The organism is Colwellia hornerae, from assembly GCF_007954355.1.
In the GTDB taxonomy this organism is placed as follows: Bacteria; Pseudomonadota; Gammaproteobacteria; order Enterobacterales; family Alteromonadaceae; genus Colwellia_A; species Colwellia_A hornerae.
In genome coordinates this window covers 135,073-155,828 of sequence record NZ_VOLR01000010.1, presented here as the reverse complement: position 1 = coordinate 155,828, position 20,756 = coordinate 135,073, and the positions used below count along the sequence as shown (strand labels likewise).

Genomic DNA, 20,756 nt, shown 5'->3' with positions numbered 1-20,756 from the left:
GTAAACTATGAGTAACAACATCTGGTGGGGCGAGTTTACCTTTGATGAAAGTCATGAAAAAAAATGTTGGAGCGTTGGTCAACGCGCGGTATTAATAAAGCGTAAAGCAAGCGAATGGAATATTTGGAATATTGAAAGCGAGGAAGAAGACCAAGACATTGTGGTTTCTGCGGGTGAAGATTTTGAGTTAGAAAGTGATGCCGTTATCGGTCGTTTTTTAGAGAAAGCCAGCTCCGATAAAATAAAAGTATTACCAAAATTAGCCGACCGATCTGTTATTGCTCGTCCTTCATCACCGTTAACTATTTTGGCCGGTGAGAAAGTCCAGTTGTTTATTAGTACACCCATTTGGTTTTATGCAGAAACATTTCCAAGTGCTAAATGCTTAGTTGATCTACCCTTTTGGCGTCCCTCAGATTCATGGTTTGGTAGTTCGACCATCGACGGGCAATTGTGTTATGCGAAATATACCTCTGCAAAAACTAAAGTTGAAGAGCTCGACTTACATCCACACCGAGCAACAACGTCAATTATGGTGATTAATAGTCACGACAAGGAACTTATCATTAATCGGATTAATGTCCCTGTCAATTATTTACATTTATACAGCGATGATAAATATCAACTATGGACATCGGGCATTACCATCGAAAGAAATAATGAATCAGCCGATATTGAATTAATTATTGAAAGAAGTGTTTCAGTTGAATTTCAGCCACTTACCGCAATTAGTAGTCCGCGAGAAACCTCTGAACATGGAAAATTAATTCGCAGAATTAGTAACTTATTTGGGTAAACATTAGTTAGGTAAATATTATATGGAAGTCATTAATGAGTTTTTTAACATGCTCAAAGCATCTCATTTATACACCTTAACACAAGCACTTATTTTATTTGTGGTCGGTTACTTTATTGCTAAAGCGATGAGTAGCGCGATAGAAAGAATTGTTAGCAATAGAATGACGACACATGGCGTATTTTTATTAAAAAGAACGCTGTTTTATACCTTGCTGGGCTTGTTTTTATTGTCGGCTTTAAAACATATTGGTATCGACTTAACGATATTACTTGGCGCAGCGGGCATTTTTACTGTGGCTATTGGCTTTGCTTCACAAACCTCAGCATCAAATTTAATCAGTGGTATATTTTTGATGATAGAAAGACCTTTCTCAATTGGCGATGTGATTAAAGTGAATGACATTTTAGGAGAGGTTATTTCGATTGATTTGTTATCTGTTAAATTAAGAACCTTTGATAATTTGTTTGTGCGAATACCCAATGAAAGTATGATAAAAAGTGCGGTAACCACCATGACAAAGTATCCTATTAGAAGAGCTGATTTAAAATTAGGTATTGCTTACAAAGAAGATATTGAAAAAGTGCGTGATATATTATTAAAAATAGCCGAAAAAAATGTTATCTGTTTGGAAGAACCAGCACCTTTATTTATTTTGACTGGCTTTGGAGCATCTTCGGTTGATATCCAGTTTTCAGTCTGGTCAAGAAGAGAGAATTTTCTTGCGCTTAAAAATGAAATGTATCAGAACATCAAAAAAACATTTGATGAGCAGGGCGTTGAAATTCCATTTCCGCATATCAGCCTTTATTCAGGGAGTGCGAGTAAACCCTTTAAAGTTGTTATGAATGATGAAGCCAAAAATACCGCAGATATTGCCTCAAAAGAATAGTCAAGTAACCAACGTTGAGCATTAACCTTGTCGGTTAATGCTCACTATTTATTTACTGTTTAATAAGTAATAAATCACACGGCGGCTCATATAAAAAGTTTGATGTAGTACTTCCCACCCAAAACTTATCAAGCATGCTTCTATTAACCAAACCGATAAATAAAATATCGATATGGTTTTTGTTAATATACGATTTTAAGGCATCTTCAGGTAAACCTTGGAGTAGTCTGTATTGATCGCTCTTAATGTGGAACTGATCAGCGAACTCTTTTAAACCGTCTTGATGCATCGATAATACTTTGTTTTTGTATTGGTATAAAACCGATGAAATGTAACAACAGTGGAGAAGTTTCCATTCTATTGAAAGCGAACCTTCCCAGCTTTTTAAATGCTCAACAATATGTTCATCAATTTTTGCTGGGCGATCATTTTCGTGTAATGGGTCAACAGCGCCAATAGCATTGATTTTTTCTTTCCATACCTTATCGCTTAACAATAATACCGGTGCGTTTATTTCAGTGAGCGTTTGAAAAATGCCGTGTCTTTGTTTAGGCGGCGTGTCTTCTAAAATTAGCAGGCCACTATTAGTCTTTGCTAATTCAGTATTGATTGTTTTTATGTGATCAGTAGACTCAGAAATGATTATTTCAGCTTTAATCGCACTCATTTCTAGCGCCTTAAGTAAGGTCTGTTTTTTCTTGTTAATAGCAGCTAAATCTTCATTAGCCGTTGACGAGTCACCAACCATAGTATGCCAGTACCAACGTTGAGTAGATTTTACCTTAGCATCTATAATTATCTTAACGCGCATTTTATGAGCATTGGCGAGATGAATAACTTTATCTAAAGTGATGTTTTTATAGAAATAACGTCCATCTATAAACCAAATTAATTGCTCAGTTATCATTTTATTTCCTCATTTTGAATATTAGTTCCCGGGTGGGATTGTCCAAATTTTGTGAATACGGTCTGGCGACTTTACTAAGGAAGTCAATATTATGTAAATTTATCGTAAGGTTGAAAGTATAGATAGTTATTTTTAGCTTAAAAATTTTCTATCGGCAAAACCTCATATACTGTTATGCTATGCTTTTATTTAATTGCTGAAAATTTCACTGGTAATCTAGTATAATGTATAGTCGTTTTTTCTGGTTCATCTTGTTTTTTTTAATCTCACCTTTTGCATCATCGAGCACACTTCACGTTCAACTATCCGATAACTTACCCAGTGCGGCAAGACAAAACATTAATGCTTATTTGGGCAGCTTGCCAGAGAATGATACTGAGCGAACAGCATTTGTTTTCGCGGCGAAAAAACAGGCCTTAAATGCGCTTAAGGCACTGGGTTATTACCGTGCTGAGATAACAAGTTCAATTGACAAAAACCTCGATAAAAATATTTGGACGCTTGGTCTTGTGGTGGTATTAAATCAGCCGACGAGAATAAAACAAGTGCGTATTAACCTAAGTGGTGACGCGTTAGAGGATAGTGCTTTTTCAGACATTATTAGAAAAGTGCCTATTGTTAGCGGTGATATATTACATCATGGTGTTTATGAGCAATTTAAAACAGACTTGGTTTCCCTTGGCTTGGAACGTGGCTACTTTGATAGCAAGTTTATTAAAGCTAATATCGCCATCAACAAAAACTTGGATACCGCAGAGATTATTGTTCATTTTGACAGTGGACCTCGTTATCGTTTTGGTGAAATAAAATTTAATGATTTTGATATAAATGCAGATGTATTAACGCCTTTGATTTCTTTTAAGCAGGGTGATTTTTATCAACAAACCTCGTTACAAAACTTACAAAATGAATTGGATGAAACTCAATATTTTAGCAATGTTGTGGTTCGTCCTGAAACTGAGAATAGCGCTAATAACATCTTGCCAATTGATGTATCGCTGGAAAAAGCGAAACGCCATCAATTTAATTTAGGACTAGGTTATGCTACTGACACCAAAGAAAGGTTTTCCTTCGGTTGGAAAACACCGCTAGTCAATCGTTACGGGCATCGTCAAGAAACAAGGTTATCCTATTCAAACATTAATCCGACTGGGCATTTTATTTACAGTATTCCTTTGTCACATCCCAACAATGATGTGTTGCAATTACAAACTGAACTAGAAAAAAATGACTATGGAGACTTAACTAGTCGCTTTTTTTCTTTTCAAGTGGGACGGGTTTACCTAAAAGATGATATTTTACGCCAACCTTATTTAAGACACTTAGACGAAGAGTGGGAGACTGATAGTGTTAACGATGATGCCAGTTATTTTATTCCTGGCTTTACTTGGTCTGATATTGATCGTGATGGTCCATTACTCGATCCAACCAAGGGATTTAGACAATACTATAATCTTGAAGGCAGCTATGAAGGTTTATCTTCAGAAACCTCATTTTTACGTTTTAATGCGCGTTGGAAATATATTTCGCTGTTTGCCCCTAAGCACCGTATTGTTGCACGAGTAGAACTTGGCTATGTTATTGTTGACAAAAATTTTGAAGAGGAACTGTCCCCTTCATTACGATTTTATGCCGGTGGAGATCAAAGTATTCGAGGATTTGATTACCAATCGATTGGCCCTAAAGTGACTCTTTCAGAAGGTATTAACCAAGGTAAGGATATCGTGATTGGTGGTACTAATATGGTCGTTGCTAGCTTGGAGTACCAATACTACTTTTCAAATACATGGCGCGGTGCACTGTTTATTGACGCTGGAAGTGTAAATGATAATGACAAACTTGAGCCGGTATACTCTATTGGCCCGGGAATTCATTATATTTCTCCCATTGGGCCGATCAGGTTTGCTTTAGGGTATTCATTAAGTGAAGAAACCCCTTCATGGCGGCTTCATTTTAGTATTGGTGCTGAACTATGACTTATAAACGTGCCAGCTTTACACTCATGGGCGTGTTAACCGGCTTACTGTGTTGCTTTGCCATACTACTTTCAACGCCTTGGGGAGCTCAGTTATCACTTTATTTTGTTGGTAAAGTTTCTTCGCTGCAAGTTGAGTACAAAAGTGGTGCACTTTTAGATGATTTAGCGCTACGTAAACTAAAAATTGAAAACGATAACACCCTAATTAATGCCAGTAACATTCGTTTGAGATTGCATTTGCGTTGCCTGTGGAAAAATCAGCTTTGTATTGACGAGCTGAGTTTAGGAGCACTGCAAGTCAAGATAAAAGAAGCACAGCCGGTGATATCATCTGACAAGCTTGTTGAATCAGCGATTAACTCAACCAGCTTCACCTTGCCCTTTAGTGTTAAATTAAAGAAGTTTTCTTTAGCACGCGCCCAAATAACAACTCAGGGGCTAACCGTAAATTTAACTGAGTTTACTAGTGCTTTATCGGTCAATAAAAATGTCGTGAGTAATATCGCTATTAATATAGAAAATGCTCGATTGCTTAAAGCACATATTAATTTATCTGCGACGAAGACTTCATCAACACCACCACCCGTTACTCCTTGGCCACTGGCAACACTGCCTAAGTTGTATTCACCGGTTAAGTTAGCGATAAAGTCGTTGGTAGTAAAAACGCTAATTGTTAATGAATTAGACCCTACTGGCAGTGAAAAAACGCTCATAAATACCACTAATAATGTGGCACGTTTATCATGGTTTAAAACACAATTGTCCATTGAAGAGCTATCAGCAAAAGTAGCGGAAGTGGCGGCGTTCTCTTTAAAAGGAAAAGTTGATTTTGTGCCACCTTATCTTGTTGATGTAGCGTTAAATAGTTCAATTGATAACTTTGAATTATTACCACAACTCAGTCATTCTGAACAAAATATTGCATTAAAAGGTGATTTAGCTAATTTAGTGACAACCATTCGCAACGTGGGTGAATTATCATTAAGCGCCAAAATGTCAGTGGATGTTACTGACGCAAACTTACCCTATAAATTGAGAGCTGACGTTAGCCAGTTTATTTTACCTGATGACATTGCTAAGGTTGTTACCCCATCTTCACTGTTATTAAACAGCGAAGGTGACCTTAACCGCCATGTTATCGATTTAAAAAGTAACATTAGTGGCTTTGGTTACCAAGACGCCGCACTAGAATTAAATGCAACTTATAGTGAACAAACAGTTAAAATAAAGACCTTATATTTCGAAGAGTTCAAGGAAAATAGCCGCTTGGATATAACCGGAGAGTTACAGTTAGGTAACCGATTGTTATGGGATGTTAAGGTGAACTCTTTGGGCATTAGCTTACCTAATATTGATAAGCGTTTATCGGGGCGTCTGCAGGGAAATATTTACAGTAAAGGGTTTTGGCAGGACAATGAGTGGGCGTTTACACTTACTGATTCTATGGTCAAAGGTGAAGTTAATAATATCGCTTTTAACGTAGACGGCAATGTTGATATTAACCATAAAGGTCAATTAGCACCCAGTAAGGTTAACCTCAATTATGGCGATATAGCGCTCAACATAAAAGGCCATAGCGATGCCAACTGGCATATTGATGGCACGGTGAATATTGGAGATAGCAGTTTATGGTTAAAAGATATTGAAAGCGTTATAGCGGCAAAGATTTCAATATCTGGTCCGATTGAGCAGCCAGAGCTAAATTTACAAGGTGAAGTCCAAAAATTATTAGTGGCTAATCTTGCCAGTGAGGCGATTAACGTTGAGGTAAAATATCGCCCGTTGGATAATCATCAACATCAGGTCGCGTTTAGCAGTGCCCGTATCCATTGGAATGATCACACCATTAATGGTATTAATTTATCGAGTAGCGGCGATTTAAATCAGCAAGAAATAAAGCTAGCATGGCTCGGTGATTCAGCTATTGACTTGTCAATCAATAGCCACTACTCACTCGTGGGAGCAGAGTGGCGAGTAGCAACTGAACCGGTGAAAATTTCTTTAGGTGATGATGTTTTTAAATCGAGTGAGCCACTTAATATACTTTATAATAATCGCCTTAAAACGCTTGCTGTTAACAAGCATTGCTGGCTGGGTATAGGCGCCCAGCTTTGTCTGAAAGAAGATGCCTCCTTAAAACTTGTTCAGGATACCTTAACGTTAGGCATTCTATTAGATACCGATCTCTTAACGCCCTTTATTCCGAAAGATATCACGGTGCAGAGCACGCTAGCGGGGAGTGTTGCTGTTGGTTGGCAACAAGACAAACCGCCAACCGTTAATGCTAAATTAATCATCAGTGATGGTAATATAAAGACAGATAAAGAAGGCGATGTACATAAATTACTTGAGTGGCAAAAGGGCGAGTTAATGTTAAACGTTGATCATAGCCGTGTTGCAGGGAAACTTGCTTTGTTTGCTCAAGATAGTGCGGAACTCGTTAATCTTAGCAGTACGATTATATTTGCTGCTAAGCGCACTATAAATAGCCAGCTTAACATTAACACGTTCAACCTTTCACCCTTACAAGTTTTTTTGCCAGAGCTGACATCATTGGAAGGTATATTAGATAGCCAGTTAACTGTCATTGGGGATTTAGATCAACCGATAATCACTGGCGACATTTCATTAACTAAGGGGAATGCCAAAATTTTAGGAAATATTAATACCTTAACCGATATTAATATGGCTTTAAAATTTAAAGGTCAGCAAGCCGTTATTTCTGGCGGGGTAAATATTAATAATGCCTTAGCTAATCTTAAAGGTGACGTTGACTGGCAAGACGAATTGAAAGGTAATTTTGACTTCGATGGTGAATCACTAAAATTGTCCGTTCCACCTGATCTTAGCATCACCGTTTCTCCTCATCTTAATGCTCAAATAAAAGCATCAGAGCTTAAAATATCCGGTCGTATAGAAGTGCTTGAGGGTAAATTATTGGTTAATAAATTGCCGCAGGGAAGTGTTAGCTTAAGCAAAGATGTCATTATGGTTAATGATGAAGGCGAACAAGTCGCTAATGAAAAGCCATTTGAGTTATTTACCAATGTGCGTGTGGTTATTGCTGATGCTTTTAAAGTTGAAGGGCAAGGATTTATAGGTCGTTTAGGCGGTGAGTTACAAGTGAGTCAGCAGGCAAACCAACCCTTGCAGCTCTTTGGTAGCTTAAAGATCCCTGAAGGGCGTTATCGCGCTTATGGGCAAGATTTGTCGTTAACTAAAGGGATTATTTCTTTTAATGGCACAGCGAATAATCCTTATGTCGCAATGCAAGCAACACGTAGTATTGAAAAAGAGAATATTATTGTCGGCATTGATGCGACTGGCTTAGCCAACAGCTTGAATATCAAGCTGTTTTCAAAACCAACTATGCAGCAATCTGAAACCTTGTCATATCTGGTAAGAGGTCGAGGGTTAGATGCAGAAACCAGTGACAGTAATACGGCTATAGGTGTCGCTTTAGGTTCAGCGTTAACTAATTTTTCCGGTGTACTCACCCAAATAGAAAAATTGCCATTGATCAATAGAATCGAAATAGACGGAGATGATGAACAAGCTTCTATAGCCGGTTATTTAGGTGAGCAAGTTTATATTAAATATGGTGTTGGTATCATGGAGCCTATCAATGAATTAACCGTGAGGTTTTATTTATTAAGCAGGCTGTGGGTTGAAACGGTTTCTGGGCTAGAAAACTCTGCTGATATCTATTATTCATTCGATATAAAATAAGCCGATGAGTAATGACAATTATTTACTGATAATAGCTGTAGATATTCATAAGTGCTAACATCCTTTAATGAGCACTTTTTGGGGTTATAGTTGGAAATAGCAGCACTTTATTACGGCCTTTGTCTTTAGCTGAGTAAAGTGCAATGTCAGCTTGTTTGTAAAGTTCGTCGTAATTAGCTTTTTCCATATTGCCAAACGCAACACCTATACTGGCAGTGACTTTTGACTCAAAAGGTCTGGCCATTTCTTCAATACTACTCCGGACTCTTTCTGCAAACAAACAGGCCGACACTTCATTGCTATCCATCAATAAAATAACAAACTCTTCCCCGCCAATACGAGCAAATAAGTCACCTTTGCGACACAGCCTTTTAATATTATTCGCAATCGCCACCAACACTTCATCACCGGCATCATGACCAAAATTGTCGTTAATATCTTTAAAATGATCAACATCAAGCAGTAAAAAAGCCATCGGTATATCTTGCCCTTTAAAGGTGTTGATTTGATGCTCAAGAAAACGACGGTTGCCAATGCTTGTTAAATGGTCGGTTTCTGAAGCTTTTTTTAATGTTTTGTTGGTGGCTTCTAAACGAGATATCACTTGTTTTCTTAACATCAATATTAGAAATAATACTAAACTGATCAGCGAAATAACAATGACCGCAAATAAGTACAGTGATGCGTGGCGAGACTCTCGTTCGCTAATCAGTAATGCATCTTGTAATTTTATGTAATCTCGCTCCAAGAGCAATTGACTCTCCAATTTTTGTACTAGACCTTTTTGTGTCAACGGTTGAACTTGATTTCTTCTGTTAATGTATTCTGTTTGAATAATTGCCGCCGCTTCAAAATTTTCTTGGCTTAATTCTAATTTGGCTAAATTTTCATAAAGCGCCATTTCACTTTCCACCGATATTTTATTTTTTACCTCAACAATACCTTTATGATATAAATCGATAGCGGCTTTTATTTGGTTTGTTTGGATATAAATATCAGCGAGCCCTAAGTATGCTGATGCAACAGCAGGAGGATAAACACTGCCTTTCTCATCATTAATAACAAACTTATAAAGAGATTTAGCCGCCGTAAAGTTTTTTAAATACTTATAAACATGGGCTAAGTTGGCTGATGCTTCACTAAAGCTAAAGTCATTGATGTAAGCTCTATTTCTTAGCACTTCTTCAAGTAATTCTTGTGCTTTAAGGGGGTTACCGGATTTTAAGTAAGAGACACTTAATCCAACAGAAGCATTCATCTTCATTGCAATGTCATTGATCTCAGTGTTGATTACGATTGATTTTTTAAAATATTTAGCGGCATTAGTATAATCATTTTGAGAATTAAGCACATTCCCTAAGTTATTATAAACCATCGCCAAATCTTCTTTTTGATCGCTTAATTTAGCAAATTTCAATGCTTCTATATAGTATCTTACTGCATTTTCGTGATCTATAATGAGCTCGTAAAATACTCCCATTGCTCGATTAGATACTGAGATTAAATGTACGTTCTCACTCTTGTTGGCACTATTTATGGCTTGATTGAGATGAGTAAAAGCTTCAAGGTTTAAACCTTGGTACATCTGTGATTGTCCAAGTAAACGTAATAGTTTGGCTTTATTGAAATCATTATCTTCAATACTAGGAAAGGCTAAGGCTAAGGCTTGCGTCGCATAGGCGCTTGTTTCTTGTGGAGCGATATAAAGGTAAAAGCTTGCCAGTTCAATTAATGGCGCTATCCGCGCTTTATCATCGGGAGAAAGTGCTGTTAATGTTGCTTTTAACGAATCAACATTTACCTCTTTCGCTAAAATAGCTGAGGTGGAAATCAATGATAATATCAATGATAATATCAATGCTAATAACCATTTAATCACTGTAACTCCTAGCGTCGACGTTGTCCTAAGATTACCTTCTCATATTTTAATCAATAGATAAAACAAAAAAAAGCTAAATAACTGCTGGGCACTAATTATTCATTATTAACTCAAACCCTCCTTTATAACCACACGCTCAATAGCGACCTTAGTGTTAATTACTGCGGGCCATTGAATTTTCAATAAAGACGGGTAATTTATCAATCATGTTACTTAACCTATTTGCTTTAATTCTTTCCTATATTGATGATTGCTTTGAACGTAATGCGCTGCGCCTGCTGCGATCATTTCTTGGGTTTTTTCATCGAGTTGTTTAATTACTTTTGCTGGAGAGCCTAAGACTAAACTACCATCTGGTATAACCATATGCTCTGTCACTAAAGCATTGGCACCAATTAAGCAATTTTTACCAATTTTAGCGCCATTTAATACCACGGCATTGATACCAATTAAGCTACCTTCGCCTATCGTACAGCCATGCAGCATTACTTTATGACCAATAGTTACATTTTCAGCGATATTAATGGCGAAGCCTTCATCAACATGCAAAATAGAGCCATCTTGAATATTAGAATTTTTCGCTATCTTCACTTGTGCTAAATCAGCTCTGATCACAACATTAAACCAAATGCTAACATTGTCACTTAAATCTACATTTCCTATTACAGTAGCGTTTGGTGCTATAAAACAGCTTTTTGAAATATTGGGAGAAAGTTCACCTAATTGGTAGATCATATTTTGGTACCTTAATATTAATGTATTGATTTAATATAACTAATTAGAGATTAACAATCATTAACTTTGTAACGTTATAATCTGAGTGGTGAAAGAAGTCGTCGTAAATTTATCTAAGGTATATCGCCAGGTCGTTATTTAGCACAAGGTCAGGAGAGTCACTTAAGTTTATCGAATATAAATCTCTGAAACTAATTATTCATCCTCTGCCAACATTACTGTATAATCTGGCGCATTAAATAATGACCTAGTTAAAGCTCCAGCTTTACACTAAAGGCCGTTAAATCACCATTGATGACGCTGCTCTTTATCTTTATTAAACGATGAGTAAAAGCACCAGTAGCAACACCGTAATAAAATATAGAGCAAGTTGAGGCACAATATGACCGTAGAACAATTCGACCCACAAACAACTACAAAAAGCAGTAATTCAGCCGAGAGCCAAACAACCACTTTAGCTATTCCGTCGAAGATGATTGAAGAGCAAAAGAATAGTCAACAGCCCTCTAAAGCCGCTAAAATCGGATTTGTTTCATTGGGCTGCCCAAAAAATTTAGTCGATAGCGAACGTATTCTTACTCAGCTTCGCACTGAAGGTTACGATGTAACCAATAGTTATGATGATGCAGAACTTGTTATTGTAAATACCTGTGGTTTCATTGACTCAGCGGTTCAAGAATCCCTTGATACCATTGGAGAGGCGCTTGCCGCGAATGGTAAAGTGTTAGTGACCGGTTGTTTAGGCGTTAAGAAAGACGAAATTATTGAACTTCACCCTAATGTCTTGGGCGTTACTGGTCCGCATGCTTACGATGAAGTATTAACACAAGTGCACAAGCACGTTGCCAAGCCTGTTCATAATCCTTTTATTGATTTAGTACCGCCACAAGGCGTTAAACTTACGCCTAAGCATTATGCTTATTTAAAAATATCTGAAGGCTGTAACCACCGTTGTACGTTCTGCATTATTCCGTCAATGCGTGGCGATTTAGATTCTCGTCCTGTCGGCGATGTTTTAGGTGAAGCAAAGCGTTTGGTTGATGCTGGCGTTAAAGAATTATTAGTTATCTCGCAAGATACTTCGGCTTACGGTGTTGATGTTAAACACAAAACAGACTTTTGGGACGGTATGCCAGTTAAGACTCACATGCAGCAGTTATGTGAAGAATTAGCCAAGCAGGGCGTTTGGATACGCCTACATTATGTTTATCCTTACCCACACGTTGATAAAATTATCCCATTAATGGCGGAAGGCAAAATACTACCGTATTTAGACATTCCTTTTCAGCATGCTAATAAACGTATCTTAAAATTAATGAAACGTCCTGGTAGCTCAGACCGTGTTTTAGAGCGTATTGCTAAATGGCGTGAGATTTGTCCTGAACTGGTTATTCGTTCAACCTTTATTGTTGGTTTTCCGGGTGAAACAGAAGAAGAATTTCAAGAATTATTAGAGTTTTTAGAAGAAGCACAATTAGACCGCGTCGGTTGTTTCAAATACTCACCCGTTGAAGGTGCTACGGCTAATGCTTTACCAGATCATAATTCAGACGAAGTAATGGAAGACAGACTCCAACGTTTTATGGCAGTACAAGCGAAAATTAGCAGTGATAAATTACAAGCACGTATTGGCCAAGAATATTTGATTCTTGTCGATGAAGTAAGTGCTCTGGGTATTGTCGGTCGTTCTTATATGGATGCGCCAGAAGTTGATGGCAAAGTGTACTTGTCTGATGATTATGACGCTAAGCCGGGCGACTTAATGTGGGTACAAATAATCCATGCCGATGAGCATGATGTTTGGGGCGTTCGCGTAGAAGATGAAGAAAGCGAAGAAGCTTAAGTCACCTTAGGCATAATCCTTATTGTCTCAAATTTAAATCGCTCTGAAATATAAAGCAATAACCATGGTGTTGTTGCTTTATTTTTCCAAAAATAGCGCTCTTAACATTATATTCGCTATTATACGGGCTAGATATTTCATCCAACGCTGCATCTGCTTTTACACAAAAACCTCTCATGTTAACCCTGTCTTGATGACTGCCATCTGACCGCTCTTTCTTACAATTTTTCACATAACAATCACATTTGATAGACAAAAAGCATCAGGAACCGAACGCAATAAGTTTTTATAATGTCCTCACAAACTACAAAACATAAACGTTAGGGAACAATTATTATGAACAAATCACTTGTTAGCACGATATTACTTTTAGCTTCATCAACTGTTTTTGCAGAAACTGAGTATCCTACAAATCCAGTATTAAGACCTTTAACATTAACTGATGGCACCATTGCGGTTAGTGGCGCCTTAGCGTGGGGAGAAGAGAAAGATGAAAACCGCGGAGAGCTTAATTTAAATGTAGGTTACGGTTTAACTAACAATTTAATGATTGGCTTTAATGGTATTAGTTATCGACTTTTAGCACGCCCTGACAATGAAACAGGCCTTGAATTAGCGGTTGGACTAGGTGTAAGGGGCTTTCAAGAATCAACCATTAATGGAGATTCGGTTGCTTATGGTACCGACTTAAAGGGTAAATATGTCTTTGATAAAAACTTAGCGATGATCTTTTCTTTAGGTTATGTAAAGTGGGATGAAGATAAACTAAAAAATAAAGATGAATACCGTTACTCTGTTGGTGTGCAAGCTAACTTGGCAAAAGATTGGACGGCCACCGTTAACTATACTTATCGTGATTTAAAAGACTTTCAGCAAAAATCCGCTCATGGCATGAGTCTTGGTGCTAATTATAATTACAGCAAGCAAACCGACATTGGTATGTTTATTGGTTATTCAAGCTTTGATGCGCAAGAAAATGGCTATCAAGCTGATAATAGTTTTGACCGTGTTGCGGGTGTATACGCTACCTATCGCTTTTAACTTAAAAGGTAATAACCCTTGTTAGTCATATAAAAGTGAGTTTAATAAGCTCACTTTTATCATAAAAACATCTTCTTTTTAATCATCAGTTGTTACTAAGTCATTTAATCTTCAACGTCAACTTGTTGCATTTGTTGAGAAGACATACTTAATATTCGTTGCTACACTGGCCGATAATTAATAAGGAAAGCATTATGTGTGGTCGGTTGAACACGACGTTTGATAGTGGTGTGAAAAAGCTTTATACCCGCTTAAAAATAAATAAGGTGATCGATAGGCCGATTGACCGTCGCTTTGTTAAAGCTGCAGACACGGTTTCCATTGTCAGGAATGTGGGTGAACAACGCCGAGTAGAAAGTGCTATGTGGTGGTTATTGTTAGATCAAACAGACAATGACTTTAGACCCTCTCGGTTTACTTCATTCAATACCCGATTTGATAAGCTTAACACTCCCCAAAGTGCTGGTTATCAAGCGTATCGGAGTTCCAGGTGTATTATTGCCGTTAAAGGCTTTGGTGAAACTGAATTTGTTGATAAAAAGCCTATTCATTATTTTGATATGCAAGCAGAGTCTGGCGGTTTAATATTGGCGGGCTTGTATCGAACATGGCAGCATAAGAATACGGGTGAAATCAAACTGAGTTGCTCGGTTATAACGCTGCCGGCACATGAAAAATTAAAACATATCCACAGCAAAGCCATGCCAATGATATTACCGCAAAATTCATCACTAGTAGATAAGTGGTTAGATCCTCAATTTGATGAACTTGATCAATTTGAACATCTGTTACAGCCGCGTTTACCGCAGTCTTTGATTGCTCACCAAATTGATAGACCCATGACTTATCAGTCAATTTCTTCGCCGCAAACAATTCCTTATGATTGATTATTTACAAGTAAACCTAACAACAGCTGATCTTTTACTTGTTGGGAGTAACAGGGCAGAACATTCCTCTTTATTTATGATTGAAAGTCGATAATACGCTAAGTTATCTGAGATAATTGATAGTAGCTGTAAATAGCGTATAGGGAGCAGAAGGTTTTAGCGCAGAATAACATTTAAAAGCGGATATCATGTGTTAAATAACCGTTTTTTAAATTAGACTTAGTTGACGTAATAAACTGAAAAACCTAAGGTATTCTTATTGATAGTATCAATTTTTAAGAAGGAACAATTACCTTAATTAAAATCGTTTAGAACGTCGATATCTTGTATACTTTATCAGTTTTCCACTTAAATAATACTATTGTGTTTTAAACTTTTAATTCTGGGGATACATATAAAATGATAGATATTTTAGCGGTTTTTATAACATTTTTTGCTGTTATAGATCCAATTGGCACAATACCAGTATTTATAGCGGTAACAGCTCAATATGACCAAAAAACTAAGCGTCGTGTTGCATTACTCGCCACCATTGTCTCTGCGTGTGTGTTGTTATTTTTCTTGATTGTTGGTGAAATAGTCTTAACAGCGTTATCCATTCCATTGCCCGCATTTCAAATATCTGGAGGGATCGTTTTGTTTCTTTTTGCTCTCAATATGATCTTTGGCGATAGTAAACCCGATGAAGAAATAAAATCATTACAAAACTCCCATAAAGAAACTGCCATATTTCCACTTGCGGTTCCTTCCATTGCAAGCCCTGGGGCTATGCTAGCGGCCGTACTCTTAACTAAAAACTCTGTATATTCACTCTGGGAGCAAACACAAACTGCATTAGTGATGTTATCCGTGCTAATTTTAGTTTATATATTAATGTTACTCGCTGGCTTTATTAATCGTATTATAGGGACTAGTGGTGCTAGTGTGATCAGTCGAGTAATGGGGCTTATTCTTTCATCTATTGCTATTACAAATATCTTAGCCGGCTTTGGCGATTATTATAAACTGCTATAGCTTGGGGAATTAACTCGCATTTAGAATGAGTGTCTTGTTAATTTCATCTATTGCTATTACAAATATCTTAGCCGGCTTTGGCGATTATTATAAACTGCTATAGCTTGGGGAATTAACTCGCATTTAGAATGAGTGTCTTGTTAATTTCCTTCTTTCATCTATTGCTATTACAAATATCTTAGCCGGCTTTGGCGATTATTATAAACTGCTATAGCTTGGGGAATTAACTCGCATTTAGAATGAGTGTCTTGTTAATTTCCTTGTTAATTTTTTACTTAGGATGACTGCCTTGTTAATTTTTATTAAAGGTAAAATAAACCGTTGGCTTTTTCCGCTTATTGCGGTCTTAGGTGTAAGCGAAATCATAAGCGCTCAACAGTTTTCAGACTATTATTAATATGAACTATTTTTTTCTAATACTTCTCGTTATAGTTTTTTTAATCGTCTTATCTATTGTTTGGAGTACGCTGAAAACGGGGATTTCCCCTATGATGAGTTCAAGCAAAGCGTGCAAAACCATGCTTGCTGAAATAGATAACCATGAAAAAGGACTTTTAATTGATCTAGGCTCTGGTTGGGGGACGCTGGTTATCGCTGCTGCCCAGAAACATCCCAATAAGCAAGTTATCGGCTACGAGTTATCTTGGCTTCCGTGGTTGGTCTCAAAAATTTTGAAATATAGTTTACGTTTAGATAATCTTACACTCTATCGTAAAGACTTTAAAAGCGCTGAACTCAGTGCTGCTTCGACCCTAGTCTGCTACCTTTTCCCCGAAGGCATGGTAGCTCTTCAAGAAAAGCTAGCACATGAGGTTTTTAACCAGGTTACTATTGTGAGTAACACTTTCGCTTTACCTTCATGTCAGCCAACAAGAGTCATCAGGCTTAGAGATTTTTACCAGACACCTATTTACGTATACCATTGGCAACCAAAGTGATCTTTGGCTTTATTAAGTCGTAATGACAATATACTATATTCTAAATTTCAGAACACAGCTAACAAGCCACACAAGAGTGAAAATTAACCGTCTGCTTTTGTCATTCCGCTTAACATTTTAGCAAACTCTTAATTTTTTATGATTGAAGCTTAGCTACATAGTCTTAGTGTGTTTCACCTTTGGATAATAAATGAAAAATGGATTTACAGGCGTTTTTGATATTACTTCAGTATCAAAGGTTTTAGCTCTTTGCATTCTAAGTATCGGCTTATATTTAATATATAAGCTCTACCTTTTCTCTAACCAAATTAATAAACATACAGAGTTTAAAATATCTAAGACTTTTATTTTTATTACTATATTTTTATATATTATTTCGTTGGGTAGCTTAGTTCACGCACTAGCAAACTGGCAAGAGGCTGGGATTTTAAATCTCACCTTAGGTTTTCATGTTATCTCATCTATTTTCGATATCACATGGATAATTATGGTGCGTAATCGTATCAATCTAATTGCAGGTTCTAACAAAGGAGACAAACTTTGGTTAAACCCTTTTATTACCTCAATGTTACATGTGGTTTATATGCAACATAAAATAAATCAAGGTTTGGCAAAAACGCTAACTTAGTCTTAAGGTTAAAGAGCGACAAAATATAAAAGCCCAAATAGCGATACAAAACCTAAGTAGAATCAACTTTCGAATTACACAAGTTAATATTTGCAGTTGAGGTAATAATAAACGTAGGCTTCTTAATTATTATTAGTATCATATTATTTTTATTAGGTATTTTTATTAGGTATCTTTATAGATATAATGAAATACGGTTATAAAATAAGTTGTTAGCTTCATAAGGGCAGTTAATGGGTGTAGGTGTTAAAAAGTTAAAAGAAGATGATTCTTCTTTTACCAGAAAAATCGTTTTATTTGGCGTCGCTATCTTGTGTTCACTTTTTGGGCTTGGTTTAAGTCTATTAGTTAGTTTAGCTTTGCTTGAGCCATCGACAGGGCAGTTGGCTAATTTATTAAGTTCTATCCTTTTCCCTGTGCTAGCCTCTGGTTATGTTTTGCACTATTACTATAAACATTACTTTACTCGCGCTAAGTAATACAACCATAGCTTCAAACAGAACCAATAGAATAGCTTATTGGTGTGATTTATACACACTAACTTGGGTTTGCTCAAATAAGTTTAAATCTTCGAGGATAAGCTCACGTGCCTTCTCCATCGTAATAGGCGCAAAGCGTACTTTACCGCCTTGAGATAACTGACCTAATTTGGCGGTATCAAGGGATAAAACTGTACCGATTTTAGGATAGCCACCAATGGTTTGACGATCATTCATCAAGACAATTGGCTGGCCATCGCTTGGGATTTGCACGGCACCATGACAGATACCTTCTGATAATATGCCGTTAATATCAGAAACAATTTTTTGACCTTCTAATCGATAACCCATCCGATCAAAGCTTTTACCAACGCTATATTCACTTGAATAAAACAATTGTTGCTGTTCTACACAGAAATGATGTTGCTGATAACTAGGAATAATACGCAGCAGTACTGCTTGGCTATATTTAGGTTGGTCTTTTTTAGATAAACTCACTAATTCAGCATCTTTTGTTGTGGCACAAGGGAGTATATCGTTCGCGGCTAATTTTTTGCCGTTTAAACCGCCGATACCTTCACGGCAAACCGTTGCAGTGCTGCCAAAACTTGGTGTTATATCAAAACCACCAGCAACAGCAAAATAACTTCGCATGCCAAGGTTAGTAAAACCTAGCTCGATTAAGTCACCGGCTTTCACCTGATAACTGCGCCATAACGTTTTTACTTGACCGTTAATGGTTAATGGCATGTCAGCGCCTGTTACGGCAATAACAGCATCTACTTGTGCGATGATGGCAAAACCACCAACACTCACTTCAACGGCACTAACATTAAGGGCATTATTACATAAGCGGTTTGCCCAGTGAAAAGCCAGCTTATCAATCGGACCACCGTTGGTTAAACCGACATTAAAAGCACCATAACGGCCCTCATCTTGAACAAGGCTTAACATGCCTGGTCGTTTAACAATAAAACCTAAACTTATTGCCGGTCTTCTTAACGAAGCTTTACTTTGACTAATCATATGCTGCACCTAATACACCACCTAGTGCAAAAAATTCATCTTTGGAAATCGCTTTAAATTTAACCCTATCGCCTACTTGTACCGGCATTACTGGCGTTTTATTGGCGTTAAACATTTCAGTAGGGCAAAGACCAATAATATTCCAACCGCCAGGAGAAGTACTTGGATAAACCGCTGTTTGCCTGTCGGCAATAGCAACAGCCCCTTTAGGCACTTTCATACGAGGAGTACTTAATCTAGGCATCGCAATACGCTCATCAATTTCGCCTAAATAAGCAAAACCCGGCGCAAAGCCAATAGCATAAACATGATATTCTTGTTGCTGATGTAAGGTAATTATTTGCTCTATGGTTAAGTCTTTATATTGAGCAATAGCCGCTAAATCTGGTCCTGATTCACTAGCATAATAAACGGGTAATTCGATGAGTGCCCCTTGAATATTATTAATTACGGGTAAGTTTATTAATAGCTTTTGCAATTTTTTAGTGATCTGTTGGTGGTCGATTTTATATAAATTAAACACCACTAATATTGAAGTATAAGATGGTATTAAATCAATAATATCATTGCTCATCTCTTGCCTGATCAGCCATTGTACTTGCTGTACTTTTGCGGAAACCTCATCATTAACTGGTTTGTCAAAATAAAGTATCAAGCTATTTTCACCGGCAATTTCTATTTTAAATACTGCTGACATTAACGAATAAGCTCCCTAATAGTGGCGATTGCTTTTACGCCTTCGAGGTTGTCACCGTGCACACACAAGCTGTCGACTTCTAAAGGTAAGTGCTTACCATTAATAGTGATGACACTGCTTTGCTCTTTTAACAGTTTAACTTGTGCGAACATTTTTTCTCTATTATGCACAGCCCCTGTGATGTTGCGTGATAATAAGCTGCCATCGTCGTTGTAGCATCTGTCAGCAAAAGCTTCAGTGAGTATTTCTATGTTAAATTTTTCTGCTTGAGCGCGATGTTCTTTAATATTTGAGCTTGCTTGTATCATCAGCTTAAGTGGTTTGTGATATTGGGCTATGGCTGAAAATATCGCCTCGCGCACCTCAATATTAGTCATCATGTCGTTATATAGCGCACCATGAGGTTTTACATAGCTAAGCTCAATATCTAAAGATTGAGCGACGCCATCAATAGCCGCTATCTGATATAAAACCAAAGCAATAATTTCTTCTCTGGTGCACTTCATTGAGCGACGACCAAAACCAACTAAATCAGGGTAACTAGGATGCGCGCCAACGCTAACGTTATGCTGCTTAGCTAACTGTAATGTTTTTTGCATGACTAAAGGATCGCCAGCATGGAAGCCACAAGCAATATTTGCTTGATCAATATGCGGCATTACTTTTGCGTCTGAGCCCATATTCCAAGAGCCAAAACTTTCGCCAAGATCGCAATTTAACTTCATTTCATTTCCTAAAAATATTACCGTGTATGCAGTGATGAATTATCATTACTGTAACCATGCTTTGAGCAAGCATCGTTATTTTAAATCTTTAGCAGGCTATTAAGTAACAAAGATTATTCAGCATCTTACTAAATTTTAGGTGTATAAAGCTAATGGTATCTAAGTAAGGACAGTTAGTTTACTTAAATCAAAAGTCTGAGGTAAATATAAAAATGTGTTAGTAATACTTTTGGCGAGTGTACAGCAATAAAATCAATGCAATAAGATGTTATCTGTACATTTCCTTGAATGTGTTAATGTCATGATTCTAGACTTTAGGGCAGTTATGGTCTTTAGTCTTGTTAAGGCAAAGACTTGATTTAATGACAGGTTTTCAAATAGGTAGTTGCCACTGACATGATAAAATGACAGTGTGTATTGATTACAATTACAGGATAAGTGCTCAGTTGTTTGACAAGCGACTTTACATTAGCAATGCCGGTAAGGTCTAAATTGCTATTATTAAAGTTATAAAGAAGCTAATCTTTAGCAAGCTAAAAGCTGATTATTGTTATAATTATTA

Annotated in this window: 17 protein-coding genes; 11 read left to right on the top strand and 6 right to left on the bottom strand. The window is 37.1% G+C overall.

What is annotated here, in order from left to right; translation table 11 throughout:
- The first annotated feature begins 7 nt into the window (after window positions 1–7).
- The gene (locus ESZ26_RS09060; protein ID WP_146799424.1) at window positions 8–796 is read left to right on the top strand and encodes a hypothetical protein; all 789 of its coding nucleotides are present in this window, start codon (window positions 8–10) and stop codon (window positions 794–796) included.
- 22 nt (window positions 797–818) lie between these two features.
- Complete coding sequence (locus ESZ26_RS09055) at window positions 819–1,688, top strand: mechanosensitive ion channel family protein (RefSeq protein ID WP_146799423.1); 870 nt, start codon at window positions 819–821, stop codon at window positions 1,686–1,688.
- A gap of 52 nt (window positions 1,689–1,740) precedes the next feature.
- On the opposite strand, the gene ESZ26_RS09050 is transcribed toward ESZ26_RS09055, so the two are convergent.
- Window positions 1,741–2,595, bottom strand: a complete 855-nt coding sequence (locus tag ESZ26_RS09050; RefSeq protein ID WP_146799422.1) for a universal stress protein — start codon at window positions 2,593–2,595, stop codon at window positions 1,741–1,743.
- Between the two features lie 251 nt (window positions 2,596–2,846).
- Here ESZ26_RS09050 and ESZ26_RS09045 point away from each other — a divergent pair, with 251 nt between their 5' ends.
- The gene (locus tag ESZ26_RS09045; RefSeq protein ID WP_170246339.1) at window positions 2,847–4,571 is read left to right on the top strand and encodes an autotransporter assembly complex protein TamA; all 1,725 of its coding nucleotides are present in this window, start codon (window positions 2,847–2,849) and stop codon (window positions 4,569–4,571) included.
- Window positions 4,568–8,302, top strand: a complete 3,735-nt coding sequence (locus tag ESZ26_RS09040; RefSeq protein WP_146799420.1) for a translocation/assembly module TamB domain-containing protein — start codon at window positions 4,568–4,570, stop codon at window positions 8,300–8,302. Before ESZ26_RS09045 ends, ESZ26_RS09040 begins: the two co-directional genes overlap by 4 nt.
- 64 nt (window positions 8,303–8,366) lie before the next feature.
- Here the strand turns inward: ESZ26_RS09040 and ESZ26_RS09035 are convergent, their stop codons facing one another.
- Both ESZ26_RS09035 and ESZ26_RS09030 read right to left on the bottom strand, forming a co-directional pair.
- Window positions 8,367–10,181 carry a tetratricopeptide repeat-containing diguanylate cyclase gene (locus ESZ26_RS09035; RefSeq protein WP_146799419.1) on the bottom strand — a complete coding sequence of 605 codons (1,815 nt, stop codon included), beginning with the start codon at window positions 10,179–10,181 and terminating at the stop codon, window positions 8,367–8,369.
- A gap of 213 nt (window positions 10,182–10,394) precedes the next feature.
- Window positions 10,395–10,916, bottom strand: coding sequence for a gamma carbonic anhydrase family protein (locus ESZ26_RS09030; RefSeq protein ID WP_146799418.1), 522 nt, complete (start codon window positions 10,914–10,916; stop codon window positions 10,395–10,397).
- Between the two features lie 382 nt (window positions 10,917–11,298).
- On the opposite strand from ESZ26_RS09030, the gene rimO reads away from it, so the two are divergent.
- From rimO to ESZ26_RS08995, 7 genes are all read left to right on the top strand, one after another.
- Window positions 11,299–12,759 (top strand): 30S ribosomal protein S12 methylthiotransferase RimO, encoded by a 1,461-nt coding sequence (gene rimO, locus ESZ26_RS09025; RefSeq protein ID WP_146799417.1) that lies wholly within the window; start codon window positions 11,299–11,301, stop codon window positions 12,757–12,759.
- A 336-nt stretch (window positions 12,760–13,095) separates the two neighbouring features.
- Window positions 13,096–13,800: a porin gene (locus tag ESZ26_RS09020; protein WP_146799416.1), complete on the top strand. Its 705-nt coding sequence runs from the start codon at window positions 13,096–13,098 to the stop codon at window positions 13,798–13,800.
- Between the two features lie 194 nt (window positions 13,801–13,994).
- Complete coding sequence (locus ESZ26_RS09015) at window positions 13,995–14,687, top strand: SOS response-associated peptidase family protein (protein WP_146799415.1); 693 nt, start codon at window positions 13,995–13,997, stop codon at window positions 14,685–14,687.
- Window positions 14,688–15,086: 399 nt separating this feature from the next.
- Window positions 15,087–15,701: a MarC family protein gene (locus ESZ26_RS09010; protein WP_146799414.1), complete on the top strand. Its 615-nt coding sequence runs from the start codon at window positions 15,087–15,089 to the stop codon at window positions 15,699–15,701.
- A gap of 398 nt (window positions 15,702–16,099) precedes the next feature.
- Window positions 16,100–16,639, top strand: a complete 540-nt coding sequence (locus ESZ26_RS09005) for a class I SAM-dependent methyltransferase (protein ID WP_146799413.1) — start codon at window positions 16,100–16,102, stop codon at window positions 16,637–16,639.
- A 190-nt stretch (window positions 16,640–16,829) separates the two neighbouring features.
- The gene (locus ESZ26_RS09000; RefSeq protein WP_146799412.1) at window positions 16,830–17,267 is read left to right on the top strand and encodes a hypothetical protein; all 438 of its coding nucleotides are present in this window, start codon (window positions 16,830–16,832) and stop codon (window positions 17,265–17,267) included.
- Window positions 17,268–17,500: 233 nt separating this feature from the next.
- The gene (locus ESZ26_RS08995) at window positions 17,501–17,746 is read left to right on the top strand and encodes a hypothetical protein (RefSeq protein ID WP_146799411.1); all 246 of its coding nucleotides are present in this window, start codon (window positions 17,501–17,503) and stop codon (window positions 17,744–17,746) included.
- A gap of 36 nt (window positions 17,747–17,782) precedes the next feature.
- Here ESZ26_RS08995 and ESZ26_RS08990 read toward each other — a convergent pair whose 3' ends face one another.
- The 3 genes from ESZ26_RS08990 to ESZ26_RS08980 are packed head-to-tail and all read right to left on the bottom strand — an operon-like array spanning window position 17,783 to window position 20,194.
- Complete coding sequence (locus ESZ26_RS08990; protein ID WP_146799410.1) at window positions 17,783–18,772, bottom strand: 5-oxoprolinase subunit C family protein; 990 nt, start codon at window positions 18,770–18,772, stop codon at window positions 17,783–17,785.
- Window positions 18,765–19,469, bottom strand: a complete 705-nt coding sequence (gene pxpB / locus ESZ26_RS08985; protein WP_146799409.1) for a 5-oxoprolinase subunit PxpB — start codon at window positions 19,467–19,469, stop codon at window positions 18,765–18,767. Before pxpB ends, ESZ26_RS08990 begins: the two co-directional genes overlap by 8 nt.
- The gene (locus ESZ26_RS08980) at window positions 19,469–20,194 is read right to left on the bottom strand and encodes a 5-oxoprolinase subunit PxpA (protein ID WP_146799408.1); all 726 of its coding nucleotides are present in this window, start codon (window positions 20,192–20,194) and stop codon (window positions 19,469–19,471) included. Before ESZ26_RS08980 ends, pxpB begins: the two co-directional genes overlap by 1 nt.
- Between the last annotated feature and the right edge of the window lie 562 nt (window positions 20,195–20,756).

Bases quoted from the DNA above. Each gene is read 5' to 3' on its own strand.
- ESZ26_RS09060 (WP_146799424.1), top strand. From the start codon at position 8: ATGAGTAACAACATCTGGTGGGGCGAGTTTACCTTTGATGAAAGTCAT.
- ESZ26_RS09040 (WP_146799420.1), top strand. From the start codon at position 4,568: ATGACTTATAAACGTGCCAGCTTTACACTCATGGGCGTGTTAACCGGC.
- ESZ26_RS09020 (WP_146799416.1), top strand. From the start codon at position 13,096: ATGAACAAATCACTTGTTAGCACGATATTACTTTTAGCTTCATCAACT.
- ESZ26_RS08990 (WP_146799410.1), bottom strand. From the start codon at position 18,772: ATGATTAGTCAAAGTAAAGCTTCGTTAAGAAGACCGGCAATAAGTTTA.
- ESZ26_RS09000 (WP_146799412.1), top strand. From the start codon at position 16,830: ATGAAAAATGGATTTACAGGCGTTTTTGATATTACTTCAGTATCAAAG.
- pxpB (WP_146799409.1), bottom strand. From the start codon at position 19,469: ATGTCAGCAGTATTTAAAATAGAAATTGCCGGTGAAAATAGCTTGATA.
- ESZ26_RS09015 (WP_146799415.1), top strand. From the start codon at position 13,995: ATGTGTGGTCGGTTGAACACGACGTTTGATAGTGGTGTGAAAAAGCTT.
- ESZ26_RS08980 (WP_146799408.1), bottom strand. From the start codon at position 20,194: ATGAAGTTAAATTGCGATCTTGGCGAAAGTTTTGGCTCTTGGAATATG.
- ESZ26_RS09055 (WP_146799423.1), top strand. From the start codon at position 819: ATGGAAGTCATTAATGAGTTTTTTAACATGCTCAAAGCATCTCATTTA.
- ESZ26_RS08995 (WP_146799411.1), top strand. From the start codon at position 17,501: ATGGGTGTAGGTGTTAAAAAGTTAAAAGAAGATGATTCTTCTTTTACC.
- ESZ26_RS09010 (WP_146799414.1), top strand. From the start codon at position 15,087: ATGATAGATATTTTAGCGGTTTTTATAACATTTTTTGCTGTTATAGAT.
- ESZ26_RS09005 (WP_146799413.1), top strand. From the start codon at position 16,100: ATGAACTATTTTTTTCTAATACTTCTCGTTATAGTTTTTTTAATCGTC.
- rimO (WP_146799417.1), top strand. From the start codon at position 11,299: ATGACCGTAGAACAATTCGACCCACAAACAACTACAAAAAGCAGTAAT.
- ESZ26_RS09030 (WP_146799418.1), bottom strand. From the start codon at position 10,916: ATGATCTACCAATTAGGTGAACTTTCTCCCAATATTTCAAAAAGCTGT.
- ESZ26_RS09050 (WP_146799422.1), bottom strand. From the start codon at position 2,595: ATGATAACTGAGCAATTAATTTGGTTTATAGATGGACGTTATTTCTAT.